The 21,319-nt window shown below is 39.5% G+C and carries 19 protein-coding genes, 1 other RNA gene and 1 pseudogene; 16 read left to right on the top strand and 5 right to left on the bottom strand.

Annotated elements, in window-relative coordinates; genetic code table 11:
• Nucleotides 1-161 precede the first annotated feature (161 nt).
• The 9 genes and pseudogenes from HCB49_RS13095 to HCB49_RS13130 all read left to right on the top strand — a co-directional run bounded on the left by HCB49_RS13095 (nucleotide 162) and on the right by HCB49_RS13130 (nucleotide 11,460).
• The gene (locus HCB49_RS13095) at nucleotides 162-3,437 is read left to right on the top strand and encodes a TIM-barrel domain-containing protein (RefSeq protein ID WP_185605198.1); all 3,276 of its coding nucleotides are present in this window, start codon (nucleotides 162-164) and stop codon (nucleotides 3,435-3,437) included.
• A 73-nt stretch (nucleotides 3,438-3,510) separates the two neighbouring features.
• Nucleotides 3,511-3,606 (top strand): annotated as a pseudogene (locus tag HCB49_RS14470) (hypothetical protein); the annotation flags it as partial.
• 16 nt (nucleotides 3,607-3,622) lie between these two features.
• The gene (locus HCB49_RS13100) at nucleotides 3,623-7,555 is read left to right on the top strand and encodes a TIM-barrel domain-containing protein (RefSeq protein WP_185605235.1); all 3,933 of its coding nucleotides are present in this window, start codon (nucleotides 3,623-3,625) and stop codon (nucleotides 7,553-7,555) included.
• Nucleotides 7,556-7,606: 51 nt separating this feature from the next.
• A complete protein-coding gene (locus tag HCB49_RS13105; protein WP_185605199.1) occupies nucleotides 7,607-8,668 on the top strand; it encodes an internalin N-terminal domain-containing protein in 1,062 nt (353 codons plus the stop codon).
• Nucleotides 8,669-8,783: 115 nt separating this feature from the next.
• Nucleotides 8,784-9,153, top strand: a transfer-messenger RNA (tmRNA) gene (gene ssrA, locus HCB49_RS13110).
• A 116-nt stretch (nucleotides 9,154-9,269) separates the two neighbouring features.
• On the top strand, nucleotides 9,270-9,461 hold the full coding sequence (locus HCB49_RS13115) for a hypothetical protein (protein WP_185573895.1): 192 nt from the start codon (nucleotides 9,270-9,272) through the stop codon (nucleotides 9,459-9,461).
• A 76-nt stretch (nucleotides 9,462-9,537) separates the two neighbouring features.
• Entirely contained in the window at nucleotides 9,538-10,107 is a 570-nt protein-coding gene (locus HCB49_RS13120; protein WP_185605200.1) for a YdcF family protein, read from the top strand.
• 18 nt (nucleotides 10,108-10,125) lie between these two features.
• A complete protein-coding gene (locus HCB49_RS13125; RefSeq protein WP_185605201.1) occupies nucleotides 10,126-11,022 on the top strand; it encodes a helix-turn-helix transcriptional regulator in 897 nt (298 codons plus the stop codon).
• Between the two features lie 54 nt (nucleotides 11,023-11,076).
• Entirely contained in the window at nucleotides 11,077-11,460 is a 384-nt protein-coding gene (locus HCB49_RS13130; protein WP_185605202.1) for a GyrI-like domain-containing protein, read from the top strand.
• Between the two features lie 31 nt (nucleotides 11,461-11,491).
• Here HCB49_RS13130 and HCB49_RS13135 read toward each other — a convergent pair whose 3' ends face one another.
• Complete coding sequence (locus HCB49_RS13135; RefSeq protein WP_185605203.1) at nucleotides 11,492-11,833, bottom strand: YxeA family protein; 342 nt, start codon at nucleotides 11,831-11,833, stop codon at nucleotides 11,492-11,494.
• A 124-nt stretch (nucleotides 11,834-11,957) separates the two neighbouring features.
• Between HCB49_RS13135 and HCB49_RS13140 the strand changes: the two genes are divergently transcribed.
• Nucleotides 11,958-12,470 carry a ClbS/DfsB family four-helix bundle protein gene (locus tag HCB49_RS13140; RefSeq protein WP_185605204.1) on the top strand — a complete coding sequence of 171 codons (513 nt, stop codon included), beginning with the start codon at nucleotides 11,958-11,960 and terminating at the stop codon, nucleotides 12,468-12,470.
• 20 nt (nucleotides 12,471-12,490) lie between these two features.
• Here the strand turns inward: HCB49_RS13140 and HCB49_RS13145 are convergent, their stop codons facing one another.
• Entirely contained in the window at nucleotides 12,491-12,901 is a 411-nt protein-coding gene (locus HCB49_RS13145) for a VOC family protein (protein ID WP_185605205.1), read from the bottom strand.
• Nucleotides 12,902-13,167: 266 nt separating this feature from the next.
• Between HCB49_RS13145 and licT the strand changes: the two genes are divergently transcribed.
• The gene (gene licT / locus HCB49_RS13150; protein ID WP_185481081.1) at nucleotides 13,168-14,025 is read left to right on the top strand and encodes a BglG family transcription antiterminator LicT; all 858 of its coding nucleotides are present in this window, start codon (nucleotides 13,168-13,170) and stop codon (nucleotides 14,023-14,025) included.
• 60 nt (nucleotides 14,026-14,085) lie between these two features.
• On the opposite strand, the gene HCB49_RS13155 is transcribed toward licT, so the two are convergent.
• Nucleotides 14,086-14,394, bottom strand: coding sequence for an SdpI family protein (locus HCB49_RS13155; protein WP_185605206.1), 309 nt, complete (start codon nucleotides 14,392-14,394; stop codon nucleotides 14,086-14,088).
• Nucleotides 14,395-14,519: 125 nt separating this feature from the next.
• Between HCB49_RS13155 and gad the strand changes: the two genes are divergently transcribed.
• Complete coding sequence (gad, locus tag HCB49_RS13160; RefSeq protein ID WP_185605207.1) at nucleotides 14,520-15,923, top strand: glutamate decarboxylase; 1,404 nt, start codon at nucleotides 14,520-14,522, stop codon at nucleotides 15,921-15,923.
• A gap of 35 nt (nucleotides 15,924-15,958) precedes the next feature.
• Here the strand turns inward: gad and HCB49_RS13165 are convergent, their stop codons facing one another.
• Together HCB49_RS13165 and HCB49_RS13170 are read right to left on the bottom strand one after the other, a co-directional pair.
• Nucleotides 15,959-16,720: an alpha/beta hydrolase gene (locus HCB49_RS13165; protein ID WP_185605208.1), complete on the bottom strand. Its 762-nt coding sequence runs from the start codon at nucleotides 16,718-16,720 to the stop codon at nucleotides 15,959-15,961.
• Nucleotides 16,721-16,852: 132 nt separating this feature from the next.
• Entirely contained in the window at nucleotides 16,853-17,017 is a 165-nt protein-coding gene (locus tag HCB49_RS13170) for a hypothetical protein (RefSeq protein WP_008948678.1), read from the bottom strand.
• Between the two features lie 154 nt (nucleotides 17,018-17,171).
• On the opposite strand from HCB49_RS13170, the gene HCB49_RS13175 reads away from it, so the two are divergent.
• From HCB49_RS13175 to rodA, 4 genes are all read left to right on the top strand, one after another.
• Nucleotides 17,172-18,143, top strand: coding sequence for an ABC transporter substrate-binding protein (locus HCB49_RS13175; RefSeq protein WP_008948677.1), 972 nt, complete (start codon nucleotides 17,172-17,174; stop codon nucleotides 18,141-18,143).
• Nucleotides 18,143-19,153, top strand: coding sequence for a FecCD family ABC transporter permease (locus tag HCB49_RS13180; protein ID WP_185481076.1), 1,011 nt, complete (start codon nucleotides 18,143-18,145; stop codon nucleotides 19,151-19,153). Before HCB49_RS13175 ends, HCB49_RS13180 begins: the two co-directional genes overlap by 1 nt.
• A complete protein-coding gene (locus HCB49_RS13185; protein ID WP_185605209.1) occupies nucleotides 19,150-19,941 on the top strand; it encodes an ABC transporter ATP-binding protein in 792 nt (263 codons plus the stop codon). The genes HCB49_RS13180 and HCB49_RS13185 overlap by 4 nt, the downstream gene beginning before the upstream one ends.
• Nucleotides 19,942-20,082: 141 nt before the next feature.
• A complete protein-coding gene (gene rodA, locus HCB49_RS13190; protein WP_185392288.1) occupies nucleotides 20,083-21,255 on the top strand; it encodes a rod shape-determining protein RodA in 1,173 nt (390 codons plus the stop codon).
• Nucleotides 21,256-21,319 lie beyond the last annotated feature (64 nt).

Consider the following 21,319-nt stretch of genomic DNA (forward strand, 5'->3'; position numbering starts at 1 on the left):
AAATTAGTAATAATTTGAACGATTTTAGTCTATCTGTGAAAAAATTATAACATTATGTTACCGCTTGCACAATATCGATATTCTAAAATTATTAATTTTGCAAAATAATATATCAAAAGTAATACGTTTTTGTAAAAGCTAAATAAAGGGAGGAAAGTGAGATGAAGCGAAGAACGAGAAAATGTAGTTTAGTGTTTATTCTTGGGATACTCATATTTAGTTGTTTAAGCAGTTTTGGAACGAATGTTTTCGCGATGGACGGGGAATATCACTCGCCATATGGGGATGATGATTTATACACAGTTCAGCCGACAGAACGTTCACCCAGGGATCCAAAAGCCGGCGAGGATGTCATTCTTAATATTACCACTTGGCCAATTGAAGACGGGCAAAATGTATGGGTAGAGTGGACAAAGAATGGTGTCGCGCAAGAGAATGTCACAGCAGCTTACGATTATAACAGTGGCAATAACACGTACTGGAAAGCAGATTTAGGTAAATTTGAAAAGGGCGATGAAATTACTTATACAACAAAAGGTTCCACAGATGGAGGAACAGCATACGAAAGCGGCCCGTTCACGTTTTATGTAACGGACTGGGAATACGTACAGGATGTTAGCAGCGTAGAAGATAATGGCGATTCTATCACGCTAAATATGACAGCAACAGCAGGTGATTTCACGCCGAAGTTATATCTTTCATTTGAAGATTTAGACACACTGCGTATGGAACTTTCACCAACTGGTAAAGAAACTGGACATGCTGGGAAATCTGGTTATACGGTAGAAGATACAGCGGAAAAAGTGACCGTAACAACAGAAGATCTAAGCATCGAAATCCAAAAATCACCTTATCGTATGGAAGTTTACCAGGCGGACGGGACTTTGCTTACAAGTGAATACACAACGGCGAATAGCCTAGGTTGGTTAACAGATGGGAAAAACGTAATCAATCAATACCAAAATAACTTTATGACACCGAGCGATGAAGCATTTTATGGTTTTGGTGAGCGTTATGACACAATTAACCAACGCGGAAAAGATGTTGAAACATACGTATACAATGAGTATCAAGATCAAGCGCAGACAGAAAGAACTTATTTAGCAGTACCATTTTTCGTGAGTGCTAATAAATACGGGATGTTCGTTAATTCCGATTTTCATTCACAGTTCCAAATGGCTTCCAAAGTAGAAGATAAATATAGCTTTGTTTTGGATAATGATGGCGATATGACGAATATGCTTGATTACTATGTTATTAGCGGGAAAGATCAAAATGACATTGTTAACAATTACACAGATATAACAGGAAAAACAACTTTACTGCCAAAATGGGCTTTCGGGCTTTGGATGTCAGCGAATGAATGGGATAGAGATTCTGATGTAAACTCGGCCCTTTCGAATGCCAAAGCAAATGATATTCCAGCAACAGGTTTTGTATTAGAGCAGTGGAGTGACGAAGAAACCTATTATATTTGGAATAATGCGACCTATACAGCGAAGACAAACGGGGAAGCATTTAGCTATGACGATTTTACTTTCAACGGGAAATGGACTAATCCTAAAGCAATGGTGGATAGTGTTCATGATGCGGGTATGAATATCGTTTTATGGCAAGTTCCAGTATTAAAAGATGACAACACTGTATATGAACAACGAGATAATGATGAAGCATACATGATAAGCCAAGGGTATAGTGCGGACGATGGAACAGGGGCGCCGTACCGAGTTCCGGCATCACAGTGGTTTGGAAATGGGATATTACTAGACTTCACTAATAAAGATGCCGTAGATTGGTGGACGTCACAAAGAGAGTATTTATTAACAGAAGTAGGGATTGATGGATTTAAAACAGATGGCGGCGAAATGGTTTGGGGACGTGATACAACCTTCTCAAATGGCGAAAAAGGACAAGAAATGAGAAACCGTTATCCAACAGATTACGTTTCTAGTTATTTTGATTTTGCGAAAAGTATTAATCCAGAAGCAGTTTCCTTTAGTCGTTCAGGAACTTCTGGTGCGCAAAAATCAGGCATTTACTGGTCTGGAGATCAAACTTCGACATTTGATTCTTTCCAAGCATCAGTAAAAGCTGGACTTAGTGCTTCTACATCTGGTGTTTCATACTGGGCGTGGGATATGGCAGGATTTACGGGTGATTATCCAACAGCGGAACTGTATAAACGCGCATCGGCTATGGCAGCTTTTGCACCGATTATGCAATTCCACTCGGAGAAATCAGATCCATCGCCAAGTGAAGAACGTTCACCTTGGAATGCAGTAGCTAGAACAGGTGACGAAACGATTTTACCAACGTTCCAAAAATATTTGTATACACGAATGAATTTACTTCCATATATTTATACAGCTGCAAAAGACACGGCGGACAACGGAAAATCAATGATGCGTCAAATGGCGATGGATTATCCGGAAGATATTAATGCGCGTGATTTGGATGAGCAGTATATGTTTGGCGATGATTTACTTGTAGCACCAATCGTTCAAGAAGGTCAAACAGAAAAAGAAGTTTATTTACCAGAAGGCGAATGGGTTGATATTTGGAATGGCGGGATTCATCCTGGTGGCGAAACAATTTCGTACTATGCCGATGTAGATACGCTGCCTGTATTTGCAAAAGCTGGAGCAATTATTCCGATGAACATGACAGACGGCTACCAACTTGGTCAAAATGTCGGAAATGATTTAAAATCCTATGATAATTTAACTTTCCGAGTTTATCCATCTGGAAATAGCGAATATAGTTTTTACGATGATGTAAATGGCGGAGAAATGCGCGATATTAGTGTTTCAGAAGACTTCGCGAATGAAAAAGTTTCGATTGATCTTCCGGCGATGGCTGACGAAACAACGATGCAAGTTTTCAGTACAGAACCAACAAGTGTAACAATTGACGGGGCGGATGTAGCAAAAGTGGATACGCTGGATGCATTTAACGAAGCAGCGACTGGTTATTACTATGATACTGTACAAAACTTGACGTACGTAAAAGCGGCAACAAAAGATGCAAAACAAGCAATTGTCTTAAATGGCGTAAATCATGCGCCGTACGAAGCAGAATTCGGTCATTTGACAAATGTAACTACTGCAAGTGACCATGCGGGATATACTGGTACTGGTTTTGTAGCCGGTTTTGATGCTGAAAAAGAAGCAGTAGAATTTGATGTAGATGCAGCAGATGGCGCTTCTGATTATACGATGGAAGTTCGCTATAGTGCAGGGGTAGAAGATGCAACAAGGACCGTATATATCAATGGTAAAAAACAACAAATTACTTTACCGAAAACAGCCGATTGGGATACTTGGAGCACGATAGAAGTTCCAGTAACGTTGCAAGATGGCAATAACCAAGTCGTATTTGATTTTGAAGCCGGCGATACAGCTGGAATCAATTTTGATCATGTAGTTTTTAAGAAGTAAATCCAATAAGCCACCCTTTTTATGGATAGAGAGGGTGGCTATACTGAAAGGACTGGAATGAAAAGAACACTCATTGCTACCGGGAGAACATTTGCTAGAAATTTCATCAGGGTATAACAGCGGAGAATATGTGGGTTATTATGATTTCCCAGTAACTATTACGGAATAAAAAAAGGGGCGAGATGATGAAAAAAGGTATGAAGCAAGTCTGCGTCAGTTTAGCTGTCCTCCCGCTTGTCTGGCTGAATTTAGGGATAACTCAGCCGTTACAAGTGGAAGTAAAAGCAGAAGAAACGAAGAAAAAAGAAGTGAAGAAAGAAGCAAATACAGGAGCTGCGAAACAACTGAGTAAAGAAGAATATGCGAAATTAAGTGCGGAGGAAGGGCTTGGTAACGTACTTGAAGCGACTGTAACAGATAATGTAGTTACGCTCAAAATTGATAATGGCGACGAGGCGGAGGATGACTATCTAGAAATTTCTCCACTGGCCAATAATTTACTTAAAGTGAATTTGCGACCTCGAAATATCGAAAATAGCGAATCAACGCCGATGATTGATCCTAATGCAACATTTACTGCGATTGGAGCAACAATTGATTTGGACTCCGATCCGATGATTATTTCAACGGAGGAGTGCACGCTTGAAATTTCCAAACAGCCAGCACGGATGACTTTCAAAGATAAGGACGGTAAAACGTTATTGTCTGAATCTGCTGATGGTGGAATTTTTGATGGAGGAGTGCGGTTTAAACGTGGCGCTTCTGACCATGTCTACGGCGCTTATGGTATTAGTTTTAGCGACGGGGATCTTGGGATGGAACGTGATAACACTGCGGCTGATAGTAGCAAAACAGCACAAGCAGGACAACAAGGTAATGCAGGTGGTCCGTTTATGTGGTCGACAGCGGGATATGGTTTGTTGGTAGATAGTGATGGCGGATATCCGTATTCCGTTTCAGATGAAGAAAAATTGGAGTTTTACTATGGCGATACGGTAGTTGAAGGGCGCCGTTATGTGAAAGAAAATGTGGAAATGTATTTAATGTCTGGCGAACCGGAAACGATTATGTCTTCGTATGCGGATGTAACTGGACATACACCAATGATGCCAAAATGGTCACTAGGTTTTTCTAACTTCGAGTGGGGAACTAATGAGGCTGAATTCAGAAAAAATATTGATACGTATCGTGCAAAAGGGATTCCGATTGATTCTTTCGCATTTGATTATGATTGGAAATTTTACGGAGATCCAACGTACGGCGGGGATTACGGCGAATTTGCTTGGAATACAGACAATTTCCCGTCAGCAGCAGATACGACTTTGAAAAATGATATGGATGCACTAGGTGTAAAAATGATTGGGATTACAAAACCTCGAGTGGTAACTACTTTGCAAGACGGGACGGAAACACAACAAGGCAAGGATGCGGAAGCAAATGGTTACTGGTACCCGGGGCAAGAAGCTTATGAAGATTATGCTTTCCCGGTAATGGTTAGAAGTATTGATCCTTATAATACAGATGAACGCAATTGGTGGTGGTCCCATTCGGAAGATGCGCTAGATAAAGGAATTGTTGGTTGGTGGAATGATGAAACCGACAAAGTATCTTCAAATGGCGCCGATTATTGGTTTGGGAATTTCACTACTGGCTTCACATCAGAAGCAATGTACGAAGGGCAACGAGACTATACGAATGAACGTGTTTGGCAAACTGGAAGAACTTATTATCCGGGGGCACAACGTTATTCTACATCGATTTGGTCCGGGGATATTGGCGTACAATGGAAAAAGGGAGAAGTGATTGACTGGGCAAATGGGATGCAAGAACAACCTAGTACGATGCTGTCTACTATTAATCTTGGCCAAACAAAATGGGGCATGGATACAGGTGGCTTTAATGCGAATTCTGGACAAGTTTTAAATCCAGATCCAGAACTTTATAGTCGCTGGATGGAATTTAGTTCACTTGTTCCGGTTTTCCGTACACATGGGAACGATAACCAGCAACGCCAACCTTGGTATTATGGTGGAACGGCAGAAGAAATTGCTAAAAGTGCTATGACTTGGCGCTATTCGATGATTCCATACATGTACGCTTATGAACGCCAAGCTTATGATTCTGGCGTTGGACTCGTTCAGCCGCTTACTTTTGATAATCCTACCGATGAAAATGTAGTGAATTTGACGGATGAATGGATGTTTGGGGATGCGATTTTAGCAGCGCCAGTTTTAGAAGAAGGAGCAGGTTCCAGAGATATTTATTTACCTGCTGGAACGTGGATCGATTATAATCGCGGCGATGTTTATGATGGCAACCAAACAATTAATTATGAAGTAAATGACGAAGACTGGACGGACGTACCGATGTTTGTTAAAGAAGGTGCGATTATACCAATGCAACAACCGCAAAATTATATTGGCGAATCCGCAGTCGAAACAGTTTACTTGGACACTTTTGCAGCAGAAAAAGAAACTTCTTTTACACATTATGACGATGACGGGAAATCTTTTGATTACGAAAAAGACACCTATTTAAAACAAAAGATGACCACTTCTAGTACAGCCGATGCTACTACTTTTACCATTGGTGCGAAAGAAGGAAGTTTTAAAGCTGATACAGAAAATTACATTATCAAACTACACGGAAATGCTGCTGGAAATGTGCAAGTAAATGGCGCAGACAGTAAAGTATACGATGATTTATCTGCACTCGAAAATGCAGATGGCGGCGGATATGCAGTCGGAAGCGATATCTACGGGGCAGTAACTTATGTTAAAGTACCTGCTCAAGCAAGCGAAGACACAGTCATTAAAACATCTGGTTCGATAACAGTTGACCAATCCGGCACATACGAAATGGAAAATGGCTCTAGTTTTGCAGCGACCGTTGCTGATAAACCAGTCACAGAAAAAACGTATGTAGATGGCTATGATACAGATGGCGCGGGAACAACTATTTATGCAAACGTCAAAGACTCTGGTGACTACAACGTTGATTTAACGTATAAAAATGCATCTAGCGAGGACCAAGCGCTAAGTATTTTCGTCAACGGAGAATATGTGAAACAAACTACATTAAAACCAGCGACAGATTGGACCGTTGCACCCGAAACATTACCTCTTTCAGCTGGGAAAAATAGTATTTCGTATAAAGTAGTGACAGATACTGGTGACAAAGCGGATCAAGTCTCACTGGATAAAGTTACTATTGGTTTTACGCCAACTGTAGCAAAAGTAGAAGCTGAAGAAGCAAGTCTTGCAGGTACTTTGAAAGTAGCAAATGATCACTGGTTTTATAGTGGAGAAGGTTTTGTCGGCGGATTTGGAACAGCAGGGGATGAAATCAAATTTGAAGTAGATGTACCAGCAGACGGTGAATATGTATTAAATACACGTACGGCTAACGGAACTAGTATGCCACAAACGCTTGATTTATACACAAATGGCGATTACAATTCGCGCGTAACATTCCCTTCTGAAGGCGAAAACTGGAATATCTGGTCAGATACAGAAACAGCAGTGAATTTAAAAGCAGGTACGAATAAAATTACGTTCTTAATGGACGGAGAGTCGACAGGGAATATTAATATGGATAGAATTCTAGTTTCCGCTGAACCGATTAATTCTCCTGTTCAGTCAGAAATGAATTTACTTGATAATGGCGGATTTGAGCGTGACGCTGCAGCAACAACGAATTGGGTAGAGTCGCATCCAGACGGTCAGGACAAGGCTTATGGCGTTGATAGTGGTTCGGGTGTAAATCCTCCAGAATCACCAGCATTTGGTAAGCAGAGCGCTTATTTCTATCTACCAGGGGCTTATACACAAACTTTATCGCAACAAATAGCGGTTCCAACGAATAACGCAAATTATGACGTCGAAGCATGGGTCAAAGTAAGTGAAGACGACGCAGCCAAAGCACAAATGATTGTCAACAATTTTGATGATAGCGACGGGCAAACGATTGACTTGGTGGCGGATAATGTTTGGCATTATGTAACGATTAAAGATGTCAAAGTCACAACCGGTAATATAAATACAAGTTTCCAGATGGATTCTCCGGGTGGAACAAGTATTCATATTGATAATGTGCGCGTTATGCCATCTGCGGAATAATAAAACAGGGCGGGAAATCTTTCCCGTCCTATACTTGAAGGAGGAGAGATAATGAAAAATTTGTGTAAATTATTTCTAGTAGTTAGTATGATTATCATTGGCGTCATTTCTTTTAAAACAATCGATGTAAGTGCGTCCGTGACAGATATTTACCCATTACCAGCCAGAATAATTGATGTTTTTCCAGATGAGAATTTAGCAAAAGATATGGTGGAGAATTTTGGTAAAACAAATGTGACAGATGTAATTACCCAAGATGATGTAGATGCAGTGACGTCTTTAGGGTTGGGTTATTTTAGCGATTATCTAACGGACGAAGATTTACAAATGCTGGGAAATGCTTACTTTACAAATGTAAACAATATCATGATTTATCCTACTCAAACGATGTTTACAGGTTTTCCCGATTTACCAACCTTGCCCAAATTAGATACTTTAAGAGCGGAATGGGTCCAAACATCCGACATACTAGCTGCAAACATTACAGTACCCGATTATCAAAACTACCCAGAGTTAACGTATCTGGATCTTAGTGGTCGAACTATTGTTGGCGGCTTACCAGATTTTTCTAATATTCCTAAGCTCGAAACCTTGTTGATGAGCAATTGTGGACTCGCTTCAGAAGACGTTCCAGATTTTACAAACTTGAAAAACTTGCAGAAAGTAAATTTCCAAACGAACCAATTTAGAACAGAAATGACTGATTTTACTCATTTGGATAGTTTGGTAAGTATGGATTTAAGCTATAATTATTTAAATGTGTTGCCACCTACCATTGTGGATAAAGTAATCTTACTAGGTCAAATTGGAACTTTACCAGATCAAAATGTTGTTTTTGGTGAGGATACAACTATTACTTTACCAATTTATACGCAACTGGATGATTTAGGCCGAATTAGTGGTTTTCAAGAAGTTTGGATTCATGATTCAAATGAGAAAGAAATTTACAACGCGTATGCAGTAGATTACGACGAAGTGACGAAGCAAATCATTATACCGACAAGTACCCTTGATAAAGGCGAATACACCATTGGAATCGATTTTAATGGCATAGAGCCTTATGTAGAAGAAGGCGAAGTTATGAGTTACTCGGTAAAAATAACGATTAATTAATTGAAAACTTGTGACATGCTAAATAATAGTTGCGCATTTGGCTATGTCACAAGTTTTTTCTGATTGTAAAGCCCCGTTTTTTCCTGTATAATAACTACTGTTAGACTTTAACTCTGGGGATGTTACGGATTCGACAGGGATAGTTCGAGCTTGAGTTGCGAGTCGGGGGGATCGTCCTCGTTATCAACGTCAAAGCCAATAATAACTGGCAAAGAAAAACAAAACCTAGCTTTCGCTGCCTAATAAGCAGTAGCATAGCTGATCCTCCGTGCATCGCCCATGTGCTACGGTAAGGGTCTCACTCTAAGTGGGCTACACTAGTTAATCTCCGTCTGAGGTTAAATAGAAGAGCTTAATCAGACTAGCTGAATGGAAGCCTGTTACCGGGCCGATGTTTATGCGAAATGCTAATACGGTGACTACGCTCGTAGATATTTAAGTGCCGATATTTCTGGACGTGGGTTCGACTCCCACCATCTCCATAAAATGAAAAAAGTTATGAATGGCTTTATGAAGCTGTTTGTAGCTTTTTTTATTAGCAGTATTTAAGTCCAAGGGTAACGATGAAAATAAACAAAGTGACATTATAGGGAGTCTGTCAATGAGTACGGAAGAATTTGTAAAAAACGTTCATAAAGAAAAAGACAACTTATTGAGAGCATACTTTGAAAATCAAAATAGTGAAGTTAGTAATCAAATAAATACCATGGAATTAACTGCTAAACAAAAAGAAAAATTAAATAAAGCTCTTGATATAGCTTTAAGTGACCTTTGTTTTTCTTTTTTCTCTTAACTTGATCATTTCTTTCTCTTTTATTTACAATCTTCTGCTAAACTATAATTAAAGAACTAAAGAGAGGACGAGCTAGATGATACGTCTTAGAAAAATTTTTGTTATTTTAATTGCAATTGGATTTATATATTTGTTAATTGTAGCGGCATTTATGTTTAGTGGAACGAGAGCAAAACCGAATGAAAATGCGGATACTGTACTTATTTTAGGTGCGCGAGTGAACGGGGATCCGGCAGAACCGTCGTCAGTACTAAAGGAAAGATTGGATACTGCTGTGACTTATTTAAATGAAAATCCTACGTTGAAAGTCATTGTTAGCGGCGGGCAAGGCGAGGATGAAAGTGCCTCGGAAGCGTCGGTCATGGAAGAATATTTAGTTAATCAAGGAATTGCTAGAAGTCGGATTAATATGGAAGATAAATCGACAAGAACGGAAGAAAATCTTAAATATAGTAAGGGGAAATTTAATTTAGGGAAAACGGTGATTGTAACGAGTGATTATCATATGTACCGTGCGTTAATGTTAGCGAAGCGCCAAGGTGTTGACGCGTCAGGGCTTCCAGCGAAATCACAATCAGCCGGCAAATATAAGAAAATGATGCGAGAAACTTTATCCATTACGTATGCATGGGTTTTTGATCGATAAGAAGGCGGGGATTTTGGGATGAAATTAGAACGGATTTTAGCGATATTAGTCATGATTTTGGAGCGAAAAGTACTGGCAAGTGAGCTGGCTGAAAAATTTGAAGTAAGTACGCGAACGATTTACCGAGATATGGAGACACTTTTGTACGCGGGATTTCCAGTCGTTTCTTTGCCGGGCAAAAATGGTGGATTTACGATGCTCGATACGTATAAATTAGCGACATTTACTTTTTCTGAGGCCGAAAAGCAGATTTTGCTGGAGGCGTTAGAGGCGCGGTCGGAGTTTATGTTGAATGATAGCCAAGAAACGTTGCGAGAAAAAATCACTTTGTTGCAAACAGAAAAACCGGCGAGTAATCATATTTTCTTTGATTCTGCGACACAACACCGCCGCCAAATTGAAGCAGAGGTGAAGCGGAAAATCGCCTACATCCAAAAAGCTTTTACAACAAATAAACAACTAAAAATTAGTTATATCGCCATGAGTGGCACAGAAACGGAGCGCGAAATTTCACCGCAGAAGCTAAACTTAATGGATGGTAGTTGGTATTTAGAAGCTTATTGCCACAAAAGAGCAGCGGTACGTCATTTTAAAGTAACCCGGATAACTGCTTTGAAGGAAATCGATAAAGCGATTATGGAAATTGCAGAAACCAAGTACCAGCCCGGAGAAATGGAAAGAATCGTTTTGGAATTCCCGAAAAATCAGCTCGGGAAATTATTGGATTATTTTTTGTGGGAAGAAATGGAAATTGAGGAAGATTTTGTGCGTGTGACTTTTCTCTATGATTTGGAGCGGCAAATAATTCCATTTTTATTGATGTTTGGTAGCGCTGTGAAAATTTTAGAACCGGCATCGCTTCAAAAAGACTATAAAGCCGAGGTAGAAAAACTTTATTTTAATTTGAATTGTTGACAGATAGTTGTCAGGTTTTGTTCGCTATAATGATTTTAAAGGAGGCGGCAAAAGATGATTTTACAAGAGAATAAAGAAATTTTCGGGAAAAAGATACGCGCAAATAATGGGAATTTTAGTCCGATTGCAGAGCTTTGGGGTGAAGTGATGGTAGAGAAGCCTGCTGGAGATATTTTTGCGGTATATAGTAATTATGCAAGTGATTATAAGGGTGACTACGATTTATTGGTTGGAACGCGTGACTGGGATGAAGTGAACAGCGCAGTAATCGCAGCAGGGGAGTATTTGGTGTTTGAGGTCGATAATGCCAATCATAAAGGTGTCGAGGAAGCTTGGCAGGAGATTTGGGCGCGGGATAGTGAGTTAGAGCGTGCGTATAGAACCGATTTTGAGTGGTATCATACTAATGGAAAAATAGAGGTATACATTTCGATATAAAAAATCCCCTCGCAAGGAGGAGATTTCGTTGTTATTTTAGTTTTTCTGCTGCTTTAGATGGGACGTCTTTTTCTGCGACTTCTTCAAATGAAGTTACGCCTTTATCTTTTTTGCTGTAGATTTTCAAATAAGCACCTTTGCGTAAGTTTTTGTCTGCAGAAAGGGTCACTTCTGTTTCTTTGCCAGTTTCATCATATGCAGGAAGTGTATAGGAATAGTTGAAGCTTACTTTTTTGCCCATTTCACCGTCTTTCGTAATCTTAACATAGGAAACATCTGCTCCTAGTCGGTTGGCGTTTTTAAAGTAATATGCCCCGAATCCGATCCCGATAAGTATTAGTAAGCTCATAATAATGATAACGATTTTTTTCATGTTCATCCATCCTTTGCTGAGTGATATCTTCCATTTTATAGGGAAATGGCGTTTTAATCCCTCGTGCAAGGCGACGAAATACGTATTTAAACTTACATATTTGTTAGAAAGGGGTCATGTTTATATGGCGAGACCGAAGAATAAAGAGGAATTGCTGCAACAAAGTGCGGAAAAGTATCAACAGTTGAATGATTTAATTGATTCTATCCCAACAGAATCTCAGCAGCTCGCGTTTCCTTTTGAGGACCGGGATAAAAATATTCGCGATGTTTTAGTGCATTTGCATGAATGGCATAAGATGGCGCTTAATTGGTACCGAATTGGTATGAGCGGCAAGAAGCCATTTATGCCAGCGGAAGGTTATACGTGGAAAACGACGCCGGAACTGAATTTGGTTATTTGGCAGAAGTATCAAACGACGGATTTGACATGTGCGCGAGAATTACTGGATGAAACTCACAATAAAGAAATGATTTTAATTGCTGAACATTCGAACGAGGAATTATTTACAAAGAAATATTATAAATGGACGAATACCACTTCGCTTGGGGCTATTTTTATTTCAAGCGCATCGAGCCATTATGATTGGGCTATGAAGAAAATACGGAAATTTAAAAAAGCCACTGGAATCAAATGAATTCCAGTGGCTTTTGATGTTTATTTTAAAGCGGATTCGTCTAAATAAGCGATTTCCCATAGGTGGTTGTCTAAATCGAGAAAACTTCGGCTATACATGAAATCGAAGTCTTGCGTTTCTCCGGCTTGTTTGGCGCCAATTTTTAGAGCACGATCGACGAGATTGTCGACATCTTGGCGGCTATCTTGGGTGATTGTGATGAGGACTTCGCGTGCTTTTGTTGTGTCAGCGATGCCTTCTTTATGGAAAGTCTGGAAGAAATCTTCTTTCAAGAGCATGGCGAAAATATTTTCCCCGATGAGCATTTGGGTAGCATTTTCATCTGTGAATTGCGGGTTGAATTCGTAGCCAAGTTCCGTGAAAAAAGCGATGGTTGCTTGTAAATCTTTTACAGGCAAGTTAATAAAAATTTGCTTCGAGCGTGTTACCATAATTTATCACCTCCAGCCAAAAATAGCATGCAGAAAACTACATGTCAATGAATAAGTTGTGGTAAAGTAGGGAAGATATAAAGTAATCTAAAATTGAATATCAAAAACCACTTGTAATCGGTTTCTTTTTGTACTATAATGTTAGAGAAAAGCATAGGATTGTTACTGCTAAGGCAGGCAAAACCTGAATTAATTCAAGTGCTATTTTGGTATCAATAGCGTTGGAATTAGTTTGGGTTTTTTTCTTTTGAAAGAGGTGAAAATGCATGATTATCAAAAAAATACTGAATAACAATGTTGTAATCGCCGAGGGTAAAAGTGGCAAGGAGTCTGTCGTGATGGGCCGTGGTCTTGCTTTTCAAAAGAAGATTGGCGATGAGGTGGAGGTAGCCAATATTGAGAAAACATTCGTAATGGAAACACATGAACTTTCAGAAAAGCTCTCTGAATTACTTAGCGAGATACCACTGAAACATTTACGTGTTGCGGATGATGTTGTCCAGTATGCGCAAGAAACGCTGGAAACAGATTTAAGTGACAATATTTATTTGACTCTCACAGACCATATTAACTTCGCAGTGTCACGGTATAATCAAGGTATTAATTTGAAAAACGCACTATTATGGGAAATAAAACGATTTTATCATGCGGAATATTTAGTTGGCATGAAGGCATTAGATTTTATCGAGCAAGAAGTTGGCATTCGCTTGGATGAAGATGAGGCAGGTTTTATCGCACTTCACATTGTAAATGCTAGACAAGATGGACAACAAATGCACATGACAGTAGCAATGACCCAAATTGTTCAAGATATTTTAAGTATCGTCACTTATCACTATGGCATGGTTTTAGATGAAACTTCACTGAATTACACACGTTTTATTACACATTTACAGTATTTCGCACAACGTTTACTTCGAAAAGAAATTGTCGATTCCGGCGATGACTTTTTATACGAACAAGTGCAACTCAAGTACCCCGAAGCTTTTAAATGCACGAAAAAAATTGACGCTTATTTAATTAATACGCATCATACAGAGTTAACAAGAGACGAACGTGTCTATCTTACAATTCATATTTATCGCGTCACAGAACGTAATACGATGATTAAAAAGGAAGACTAAATTTTTTTGGACTTATATGTAATGGATTACAGAAAAGTACTGCTTAGCGCGGTGCTTTTTTTATTGTAATTTTTTCTCAACTAAAATGACGGAAAATAGCACGGCGAAAATACTTGTCGTTAATAAAACGGAGCTGCGGATAAAAGCGTGCATCGGGATGAAAGCTAACACGAGCGATAGAACTAGAAGCAAAATACCGATAATTATCCAGTAATTTCCAAGCAATTGATGTGCTTTTTGCCAAGTATTTTCATTTTTTAAAGAAGCTTTCGTCCGGTAACTAAAGCGACTTTCTTTATTTTTAGGCGGATTGACCCGGTAGGTAATACCAAGAATAATGAGCAAAAGTGGAAAAATTAAATCAAGCATAACGAACCTCCTTTTATGTACCATCGTAGTATAACAAATTATTGTGAAAAATTGAACGGTTTGGCCCTTTGGTTTAAGGGTATTGGTGAGTGAAGATGATCAGCTATTTAAAAGGAGGAAGAAAGATGCTTTATAGTGAAAACGACAAGCGAAAACATGAAAGTTATCGAATCCCGCTCTTTGGATCTGAGGAAGAAAGTACTAGTATCCCAAAATATGTCTTAAAAAAGGAACCGATGGAACCGCGCATTGCTTATCAACTTGTGAAAGATCAGCTGATGGATGAAGGAAATGCGCGGCAAAACTTGGCGACTTTTTGCCAGACGTATATGGAAAAAGAAGCAGAAATACTGATGTCGGAAACACTTGCGAAAAATGCGATTGATAAATCCGAGTATCCGCAAACGGCAGAACTGGAAAACCGCTGTGTCAATATTTTGGCAGATTTATGGAATGCGCCAAAAGATATGACTTATCTAGGAACTTCCACAGTTGGCTCGTCGGAAGCTTGCATGCTTGGTGGTTTGGCGATGAAGTTTCGCTGGCGTAATAATGCGGAAAAACGCGGGTTAGATATTCAGGCAAAACGCCCTAACTTAATTATTTCATCAGGTTATCAAGTGTGCTGGGAGAAGTTTTGTGTCTACTGGGATGTTGATATGCGTGTCGTACCAATGGATGAAGAGCATCTTAGTATCGATGTGGACAAGGTGTTTGATTTCGTCGATGAGTATACAATTGGGATTGTCGGGATTTTAGGTATCACTTATACTGGCAAATTTGATGATATTGCTTTGTTAGACGAAAAAGTAGAAATTTATAATGAAGCAAATGAGCATCAGTTAGTTATTCATATTGACGGAGCGAGTGGTGCGATGTTTACGCCATTTGTGAACCCAGAACTACCTTGGGATTTCCGACTTAAAAATGTAGTTTCGATAAACACTTCTGGTCATAAATATGGTTTAGTTTATCCAGGTGTTGGTTGGATTTTATGGAAAGATAAAGAATATTTGCCAAAAGAACTTATTTTCGAAGTGAGTTATTTAGGTGGATCGATGCCGACGATGGCAATTAACTTTTCCCGAAGTGCGAGCCAAATTATTGGTCAGTATTATAATTTCTTGCGTTATGGCTTTGAAGGCTACCGAGAAATTCACGAAAAAACAAAGAAAACGGCGCTTTACCTTGCAAAAACAGTAGAAAAAAGTGGCTATTTTGAAATTATTAATGATGGCGCAAATTTGCCAATTGTTTGTTACAAAATGAAAGATGGGCTTGATGTGGAGTGGACTTTGTACGATCTTGCTGATCAGCTTTTGATGAAGGGGTGGCAAGTTCCGGCGTATCCATTACCGGCTGATTTAAGTGATACTATTATTCAGCGCTTTGTTTGTCGGGCAGATTTGGGTCATAATGTGGCGGAAGAATTTGCCGCTGATTTCAGAGATGCGCTGCATAATTTAGAGCATGCCAGAGTGCTTTATCATGACAAAGGCCGCAACGACTCTTACGGATTTACGCATTAAAAAAGAAGACTTGGATGCGTGTCCAAGTCTTCTTTTTATGAAAGTGGTAGCCAGTCGATGATTTCCTTGATGCTTTTATCCCAAAATTCCCAGTCGTGGTCGCCGGGACCTTCGCGATATTCTAGCGGGGCATTATTGGCAAGCGCAAAATCGCGGAAACGAATATTATCTTCATAAAGAAAATCTTCTGTGCCGCAATTTTGGAAAAGGGCTGGTAATTCGATTTGGTTGTTTAGGTTGGTTTCTAATAAATGAAAGAGATCATTTTCCGTACCAGTTTGGCTAGTCATTTCGCCGGTGATGGCACGCGTGCTAAAATTTTCGAAGCAGTCTTCTTTAATGATATAATTAATATCCATGACGCCGGACATACTTGCCGCGGCTTGGAATTTTTCTGGGAAAGTAAGTGCAACTTTGAACGCACCGTAACCACCCATGGAATGCCCAGCGATGAAAGTGTCTTCTCTTTTGTCGGAAAGTGGCAGCCAATTTTTCATCACATGTGGAAGTTCTGTGCTAACAAACGCGAAAAAGTCGCGACCGTGGACCATGTTAGAATAGAAGCTATGATCTGCTGCGGGCATGATGACAGCGAGCCCTTTTTCCGTAGCATAGCGCTCAATATTCGTATTACGTACATAAGTTGTGTGGTTATTGGATAAGCCATGAAGAATATATAATGTTTTATATTTAGAAATCGAGCCATGGTAAAGTGTTTCTGTTTCGGGCAAAATCACCGTTACACTTGTTTGCATAGCTAAACATTCAGATTTGAAATTAAGTTCTAAAATAGCCAATGTAAGGGCCTCCTGACGTGTCTTTTTTTCTAGTATACATGATTTTTGAGCGAAATAAAATAAATATAACTTATCTTATGAGTTAACTCGGAATTAAAAGTGAAATAAAGAACCTGCGCGAACAGGTCCTCGTTATTTTTTAATACTTGGCTTCTTTTTATCAACGATGTTTAAAATTTCTTCAAGTTTGCGATTCTTCTCGAGAATGGCAGCCTCTTTGAATTGTTCTGTTGTGACTGGGGGCATAGTTTCTTTGCAATTTTCATGCGATAGATTTGGAAAAAGATTGTCGGTCATTTTCAGCGCCTCCTTATGTTAATTATAAAGTATCAGCTGGAAAATATCGACTATTTGTGTATAGATGAAAATAATTCTCAATTAGGGGTTCGTCTTTTTGAATATCGTGTTATAATTTAGTAAAATGAAAAGGACAGTATTGTGGAGGGGAATTATGAAGAAAATTACTATATTGACGTTAAGTATAACAGCCGCACTACTCCTTGCTTCGTGTGGAAATGATACTGCAACGGATACAAATAATGAAACAACCAAAAACGAAACAAAAGCGAAAGCGGCTCTATCAATAACAGATATGGCTGGTCGCGATGTTTCTTTTGATAAAAAACCAGAACGAATTATCGCGCTAACAAATGCGGATATGAATATTATCTATGCGCTAGGTGGAACGGTGGTTGGTCGCCAAACGACGGACGCAAGCGGTGTTCCAGATGGTGCGAAAAAGGCAACAGAAGTGGGTAATACCCATGATTTAAACTTAGAAAAAATTGCCGCTCTTGGTGCAGATGCGATTGTAGCAAGTTCCGAGCAAAATTTAAAAGATGTTCCCGCGATGGAAGGCGTCGGCCCGAAAGTCGTATTAACTGGAGCAAACTCAATTAACGAAATTAAAAAGCAAACAGCCGTACTTGGCGAACTTTTAGGCAAAGAAACGAAAGCCAAAGAGTTAGAAGCGAGTATTGATCAAAAGGTAGCAGAAGTGAAGCAAAAGCAACAAGGTAAAAAAGTACGCGCGCTTCTTGTTCTTGGAGCTCCCGGAAGTAATTACGCCGCACTTCCATCTTCGTTAAGCGGAAATGTGTTAGAAATTGCTGGTGGAGAAAACGTCGCGAAAGATTTTAAAGGCGTAGAAAACTTTCCGCAATATGCTTCTATAAATGTGGAAAAAATTGTTGCTGCTGACCCAGAAGTGATTTTCTTAATGATTCACGGCGGGGACGAAAAAGAAACAGAAGCAGCATTTAAGAAAGAAATGAAACAAAACCAAGCTTGGAACTCAACAAGCGCCGTTAAAAATGATCATATTGTCGTACTTCCGGCCGAACTTTTCGGAACGAATCCCGGTATAAAAATTGATCAAGCATTGGATTATATGACAGATGAAATAAATAAGGTGGATAACTAATGACAACTGTGAAGGCGCACGATCCGCGGCGAAAACGTAGACGGATAACTTTTATTGTAGTAATTGTTTTACTTATTTTAGCTTTTTTCTACGGACTGACAACTGGGTCCGTGAAAGTTACATATGGTGACGCTTGGCAAACTTTGACTGGTGGCGGGAGCGACCTTGCGAATCAATTGATTTGGAATTTACGTTTGCCGCGCTTATTAATCGCGTTCTTGGTTGGGGCGGCGCTGGCAATTGCTGGTTGCTTACTGCAAGGTGTGATGCGGAATCCGTTAGCTGATCCGGGTGTAATTGGGGTTTCAGCGGGCGGTGGATTTGTTGCAATTTTAATGACATTAGCATTTCCGGCATTAGCTTCTTTTGTGCCGATTGGAGCGTTTTTAGGTGCATTTGGTACAGCCATTTTAATTTACTTACTTGCATGGGATCGCGGCGTTTCTCCGTTACGTGTTATTTTGTCCGGGGTTGCGATTAATGCCTTTATTGGGGCGATGACGTCTGGTGTAATGGTGCTTTATAGTAACCGGGTCCAAAGTGTTATCTCGTGGATGACAGGGACGCTTTCTGGGAAAAGTTGGTATCATTTGGATATGATTTGGCCATATATGTTGGTTGGATTTGTTTTAAGTGGTTTTGCGATTCGTTCTTCCAATGTGTTGCTACTTGGGGACGATGCAGCGAAATTGCTTGGTTTTTCTGTAGAACGACATCGCTTTTTCATTATTATGTTGGCGGCGTTTCTAAGTGGGGTTGCGGTCAGCGTAGCCGGGTTGATTGGTTTTGTTGGACTAGTAGTGCCGCATATTTTCCGTTTAATTATCGGTAATGACTACAAGTATTTACTGCCACTATCCGCACTCGGCGGGGCGTTGTTAGTTGGTTTTGCTGATACAGCGGCGAGAAGCTGGTTTGGTTCAATTGAGTTGCCAGTTGGAATCTTGCTAGCGATGATCGGCGCACCATTCTTCTTATTCCTACTTCAAAGAGGGAGGGTTGCCTCATGAAACCAGCATTAGAACTGAAAAATGTCTCTTTCGCGCGTAAAAGAGATTTTGAAATGAAAAATGTAAGTGCGCGCATTCCAGAAGGTAAAATAACTACACTTATCGGTCCAAATGGCTCGGGTAAATCGACTATGCTTCGTTTAATGATGCACCTTTTGAAACCTGATAGTGGGGAAGTTTTATTGGACGAAAAAAAAATTACTGAGATTCCTTCCAAAGATTTAGCGAAAAAAATGACGATGCTATCGCAGGCGCCAGAAGGTTTGGTCGATGTGATGGTACATGATTTGGTTGCTTACGGTCGCTTGCCACACCGGAGTTGGTTGTCCACTTTGCAAGAAGAGGATGAAGCTGTAATTCAGTGGGCCATTAAGGTGTGTAATTTAGAAGAATTGGCTTATCGACCGCTACATTCATTGTCAGGCGGGGAACGTCAACGCGCTTGGCTAGCAATGGCGCTCGCACAAAAAACACCGATTTTACTACTAGATGAACCAACTACTTATTTGGATATTGCGCATCAACTGGAATTGCTAGATTTACTCGTCCACTTAAATAAAGAATATAATTTAACCATCGTGCTCGTTCTACATGATTTAAATCAAGCGGCGATTTACAGTGATTATGTTTTTGTGTGTGAAAATGGACAATTAGTCAAAAATGGGACGCCTAGAGAGGTTTTCACTACCGAACTGCTTCGCGATGTTTTCCACATTACGGCGGATATTACCGAAAAAGACGGAAAACAGCATATTCATCCACTTGCTTCGACCCGGTTTGAATATTAAAGAAAACAGAAAGAAGATTAGAATTTGGTGAAAAAGCTTCCTATCCAAGGTAAACTTTATTATAATAGATGAAGGCTGTTGCTCTTTTTAAGAATAGCAGCCTCTTTACATTTAAATTTAAACATAAAAGGGCGGAAAACAATGGCTAGAAATAGAAAAAAGGCGGTTCGAGTAGATTATTCGATTATATTTTTAATGATGTTGCTATGTGTCATTGGTCTTGTAGCGATTTATGTTGCGGGGTTAGTAAACGACCAATATACAAATAATTTCTTATTGCAACAGTCTATTTGGATTGTTATTTCTACTGGAGTAGTTGTTGTTATTGTACTTTTTTTCGACTATGATAAGCTGCAATGGGCGGCGTACTATCTTTATGGAATTGGTAACTTACTTCTTGTACTTGTACTAATTGTTGGTGACGAGCGAAAAGGTTCTAAGAGTTGGATCAGTATCGGATCGCTTGGGAGCTTGCAACCATCGGAATTAATGAAAAGTTTTTTGATTTTAGCACTTGCAAAAGTCATTTGGGACCATAATAAAAAATATAAATTACATACCGTAAGCTTAGATATGCAATTACTTTTAAAAATAGGTATTGTTTCTATTCTTCCACTGGGTCTAGTAGCACTTCAGCCGGATCTTGGTACAATCTTAGTATTTATTGCGATTATTGTTGGTATGGTATTTATTAGTGGTGTAACATGGAAAATTTTATTACCAGTTTTTAGTTCAATTGCTGTTATTGGCGGGACTTTAATTTATTTAGTTATGTATAGCCCCGGAGTATTACAAAAAATCGGCTTCAAACCATACCAATTTAAACGTATCACTTCTTGGTTAAGACCCGAAGAAGATCCGCTTGGTGATGGGATGCAGCTGCTGCGTTCGATGCAGGCGATTGGTTCAGGGCAATTGCAAGGGAATGGGATTGGTAATCAGGCGATTGCGATTCCGGAAAACCATAATGACTTTATTTTCTCCATTGTTGGTGGGAATTTCGGTTTCATTGGTGGCTGTGTGCTTATTATGTTATACTTTTTACTGATTTACCAAATAATTCGAGTGGCTTTAGATATAAATATTCCTTTTTACTCGTATATTTGTACGGGTGTTTGCTCGATGATTTTATTTCACGTTTTAGAAAATATCGGGATGACGATTGGTCTTCTTCCAATTACCGGTATTCCACTACTTTTTGTCAGTTATGGGGGAAGCTCACTTCTTGGCGCGTTTATGGCACTTGGGCTCGTGTTATCGGCGAGATATAATGCTCCGGAAGTTAACTTAGAAAAAGGAAATCGTTTCATGTGATTTTCTTTTTTAAACTGTTTGGGAGAAAGAGTTAGTTTTGTTTATCAAACCAACCAGTAAGGAG

Source organism: Listeria cossartiae subsp. cayugensis, assembly GCF_014229095.1.
GTDB classification, from domain to species: domain Bacteria; phylum Bacillota; class Bacilli; order Lactobacillales; family Listeriaceae; genus Listeria; species Listeria cayugensis.

Coding starts and splice junctions, on each gene's coding strand:
- HCB49_RS13145 (WP_185605205.1), bottom strand. CDS start 12,901: ATGGTAACACGCTCGAAGCAAATTTTTATTAACTTGCCTGTAAAAGAT.
- HCB49_RS13140 (WP_185605204.1), top strand. CDS start 11,958: ATGGCGAGACCGAAGAATAAAGAGGAATTGCTGCAACAAAGTGCGGAA.
- licT (WP_185481081.1), top strand. CDS start 13,168: ATGATTATCAAAAAAATACTGAATAACAATGTTGTAATCGCCGAGGGT.
- HCB49_RS13170 (WP_008948678.1), bottom strand. CDS start 17,017: ATGACCGACAATCTTTTTCCAAATCTATCGCATGAAAATTGCAAAGAA.
- HCB49_RS13105 (WP_185605199.1), top strand. CDS start 7,607: ATGAAAAATTTGTGTAAATTATTTCTAGTAGTTAGTATGATTATCATT.
- HCB49_RS13100 (WP_185605235.1), top strand. CDS start 3,623: ATGAAAAAAGGTATGAAGCAAGTCTGCGTCAGTTTAGCTGTCCTCCCG.
- HCB49_RS13175 (WP_008948677.1), top strand. CDS start 17,172: ATGAAGAAAATTACTATATTGACGTTAAGTATAACAGCCGCACTACTC.
- HCB49_RS13095 (WP_185605198.1), top strand. CDS start 162: ATGAAGCGAAGAACGAGAAAATGTAGTTTAGTGTTTATTCTTGGGATA.
- HCB49_RS13120 (WP_185605200.1), top strand. CDS start 9,538: ATGATACGTCTTAGAAAAATTTTTGTTATTTTAATTGCAATTGGATTT.
- HCB49_RS13130 (WP_185605202.1), top strand. CDS start 11,077: ATGATTTTACAAGAGAATAAAGAAATTTTCGGGAAAAAGATACGCGCA.
- HCB49_RS13155 (WP_185605206.1), bottom strand. CDS start 14,394: ATGCTTGATTTAATTTTTCCACTTTTGCTCATTATTCTTGGTATTACC.
- HCB49_RS13115 (WP_185573895.1), top strand. CDS start 9,270: ATGAGTACGGAAGAATTTGTAAAAAACGTTCATAAAGAAAAAGACAAC.
- HCB49_RS13125 (WP_185605201.1), top strand. CDS start 10,126: ATGAAATTAGAACGGATTTTAGCGATATTAGTCATGATTTTGGAGCGA.
- gad (WP_185605207.1), top strand. CDS start 14,520: ATGCTTTATAGTGAAAACGACAAGCGAAAACATGAAAGTTATCGAATC.
- HCB49_RS13180 (WP_185481076.1), top strand. CDS start 18,143: ATGACAACTGTGAAGGCGCACGATCCGCGGCGAAAACGTAGACGGATA.
- HCB49_RS13185 (WP_185605209.1), top strand. CDS start 19,150: ATGAAACCAGCATTAGAACTGAAAAATGTCTCTTTCGCGCGTAAAAGA.
- HCB49_RS13135 (WP_185605203.1), bottom strand. CDS start 11,833: ATGAAAAAAATCGTTATCATTATTATGAGCTTACTAATACTTATCGGG.
- rodA (WP_185392288.1), top strand. CDS start 20,083: ATGGCTAGAAATAGAAAAAAGGCGGTTCGAGTAGATTATTCGATTATA.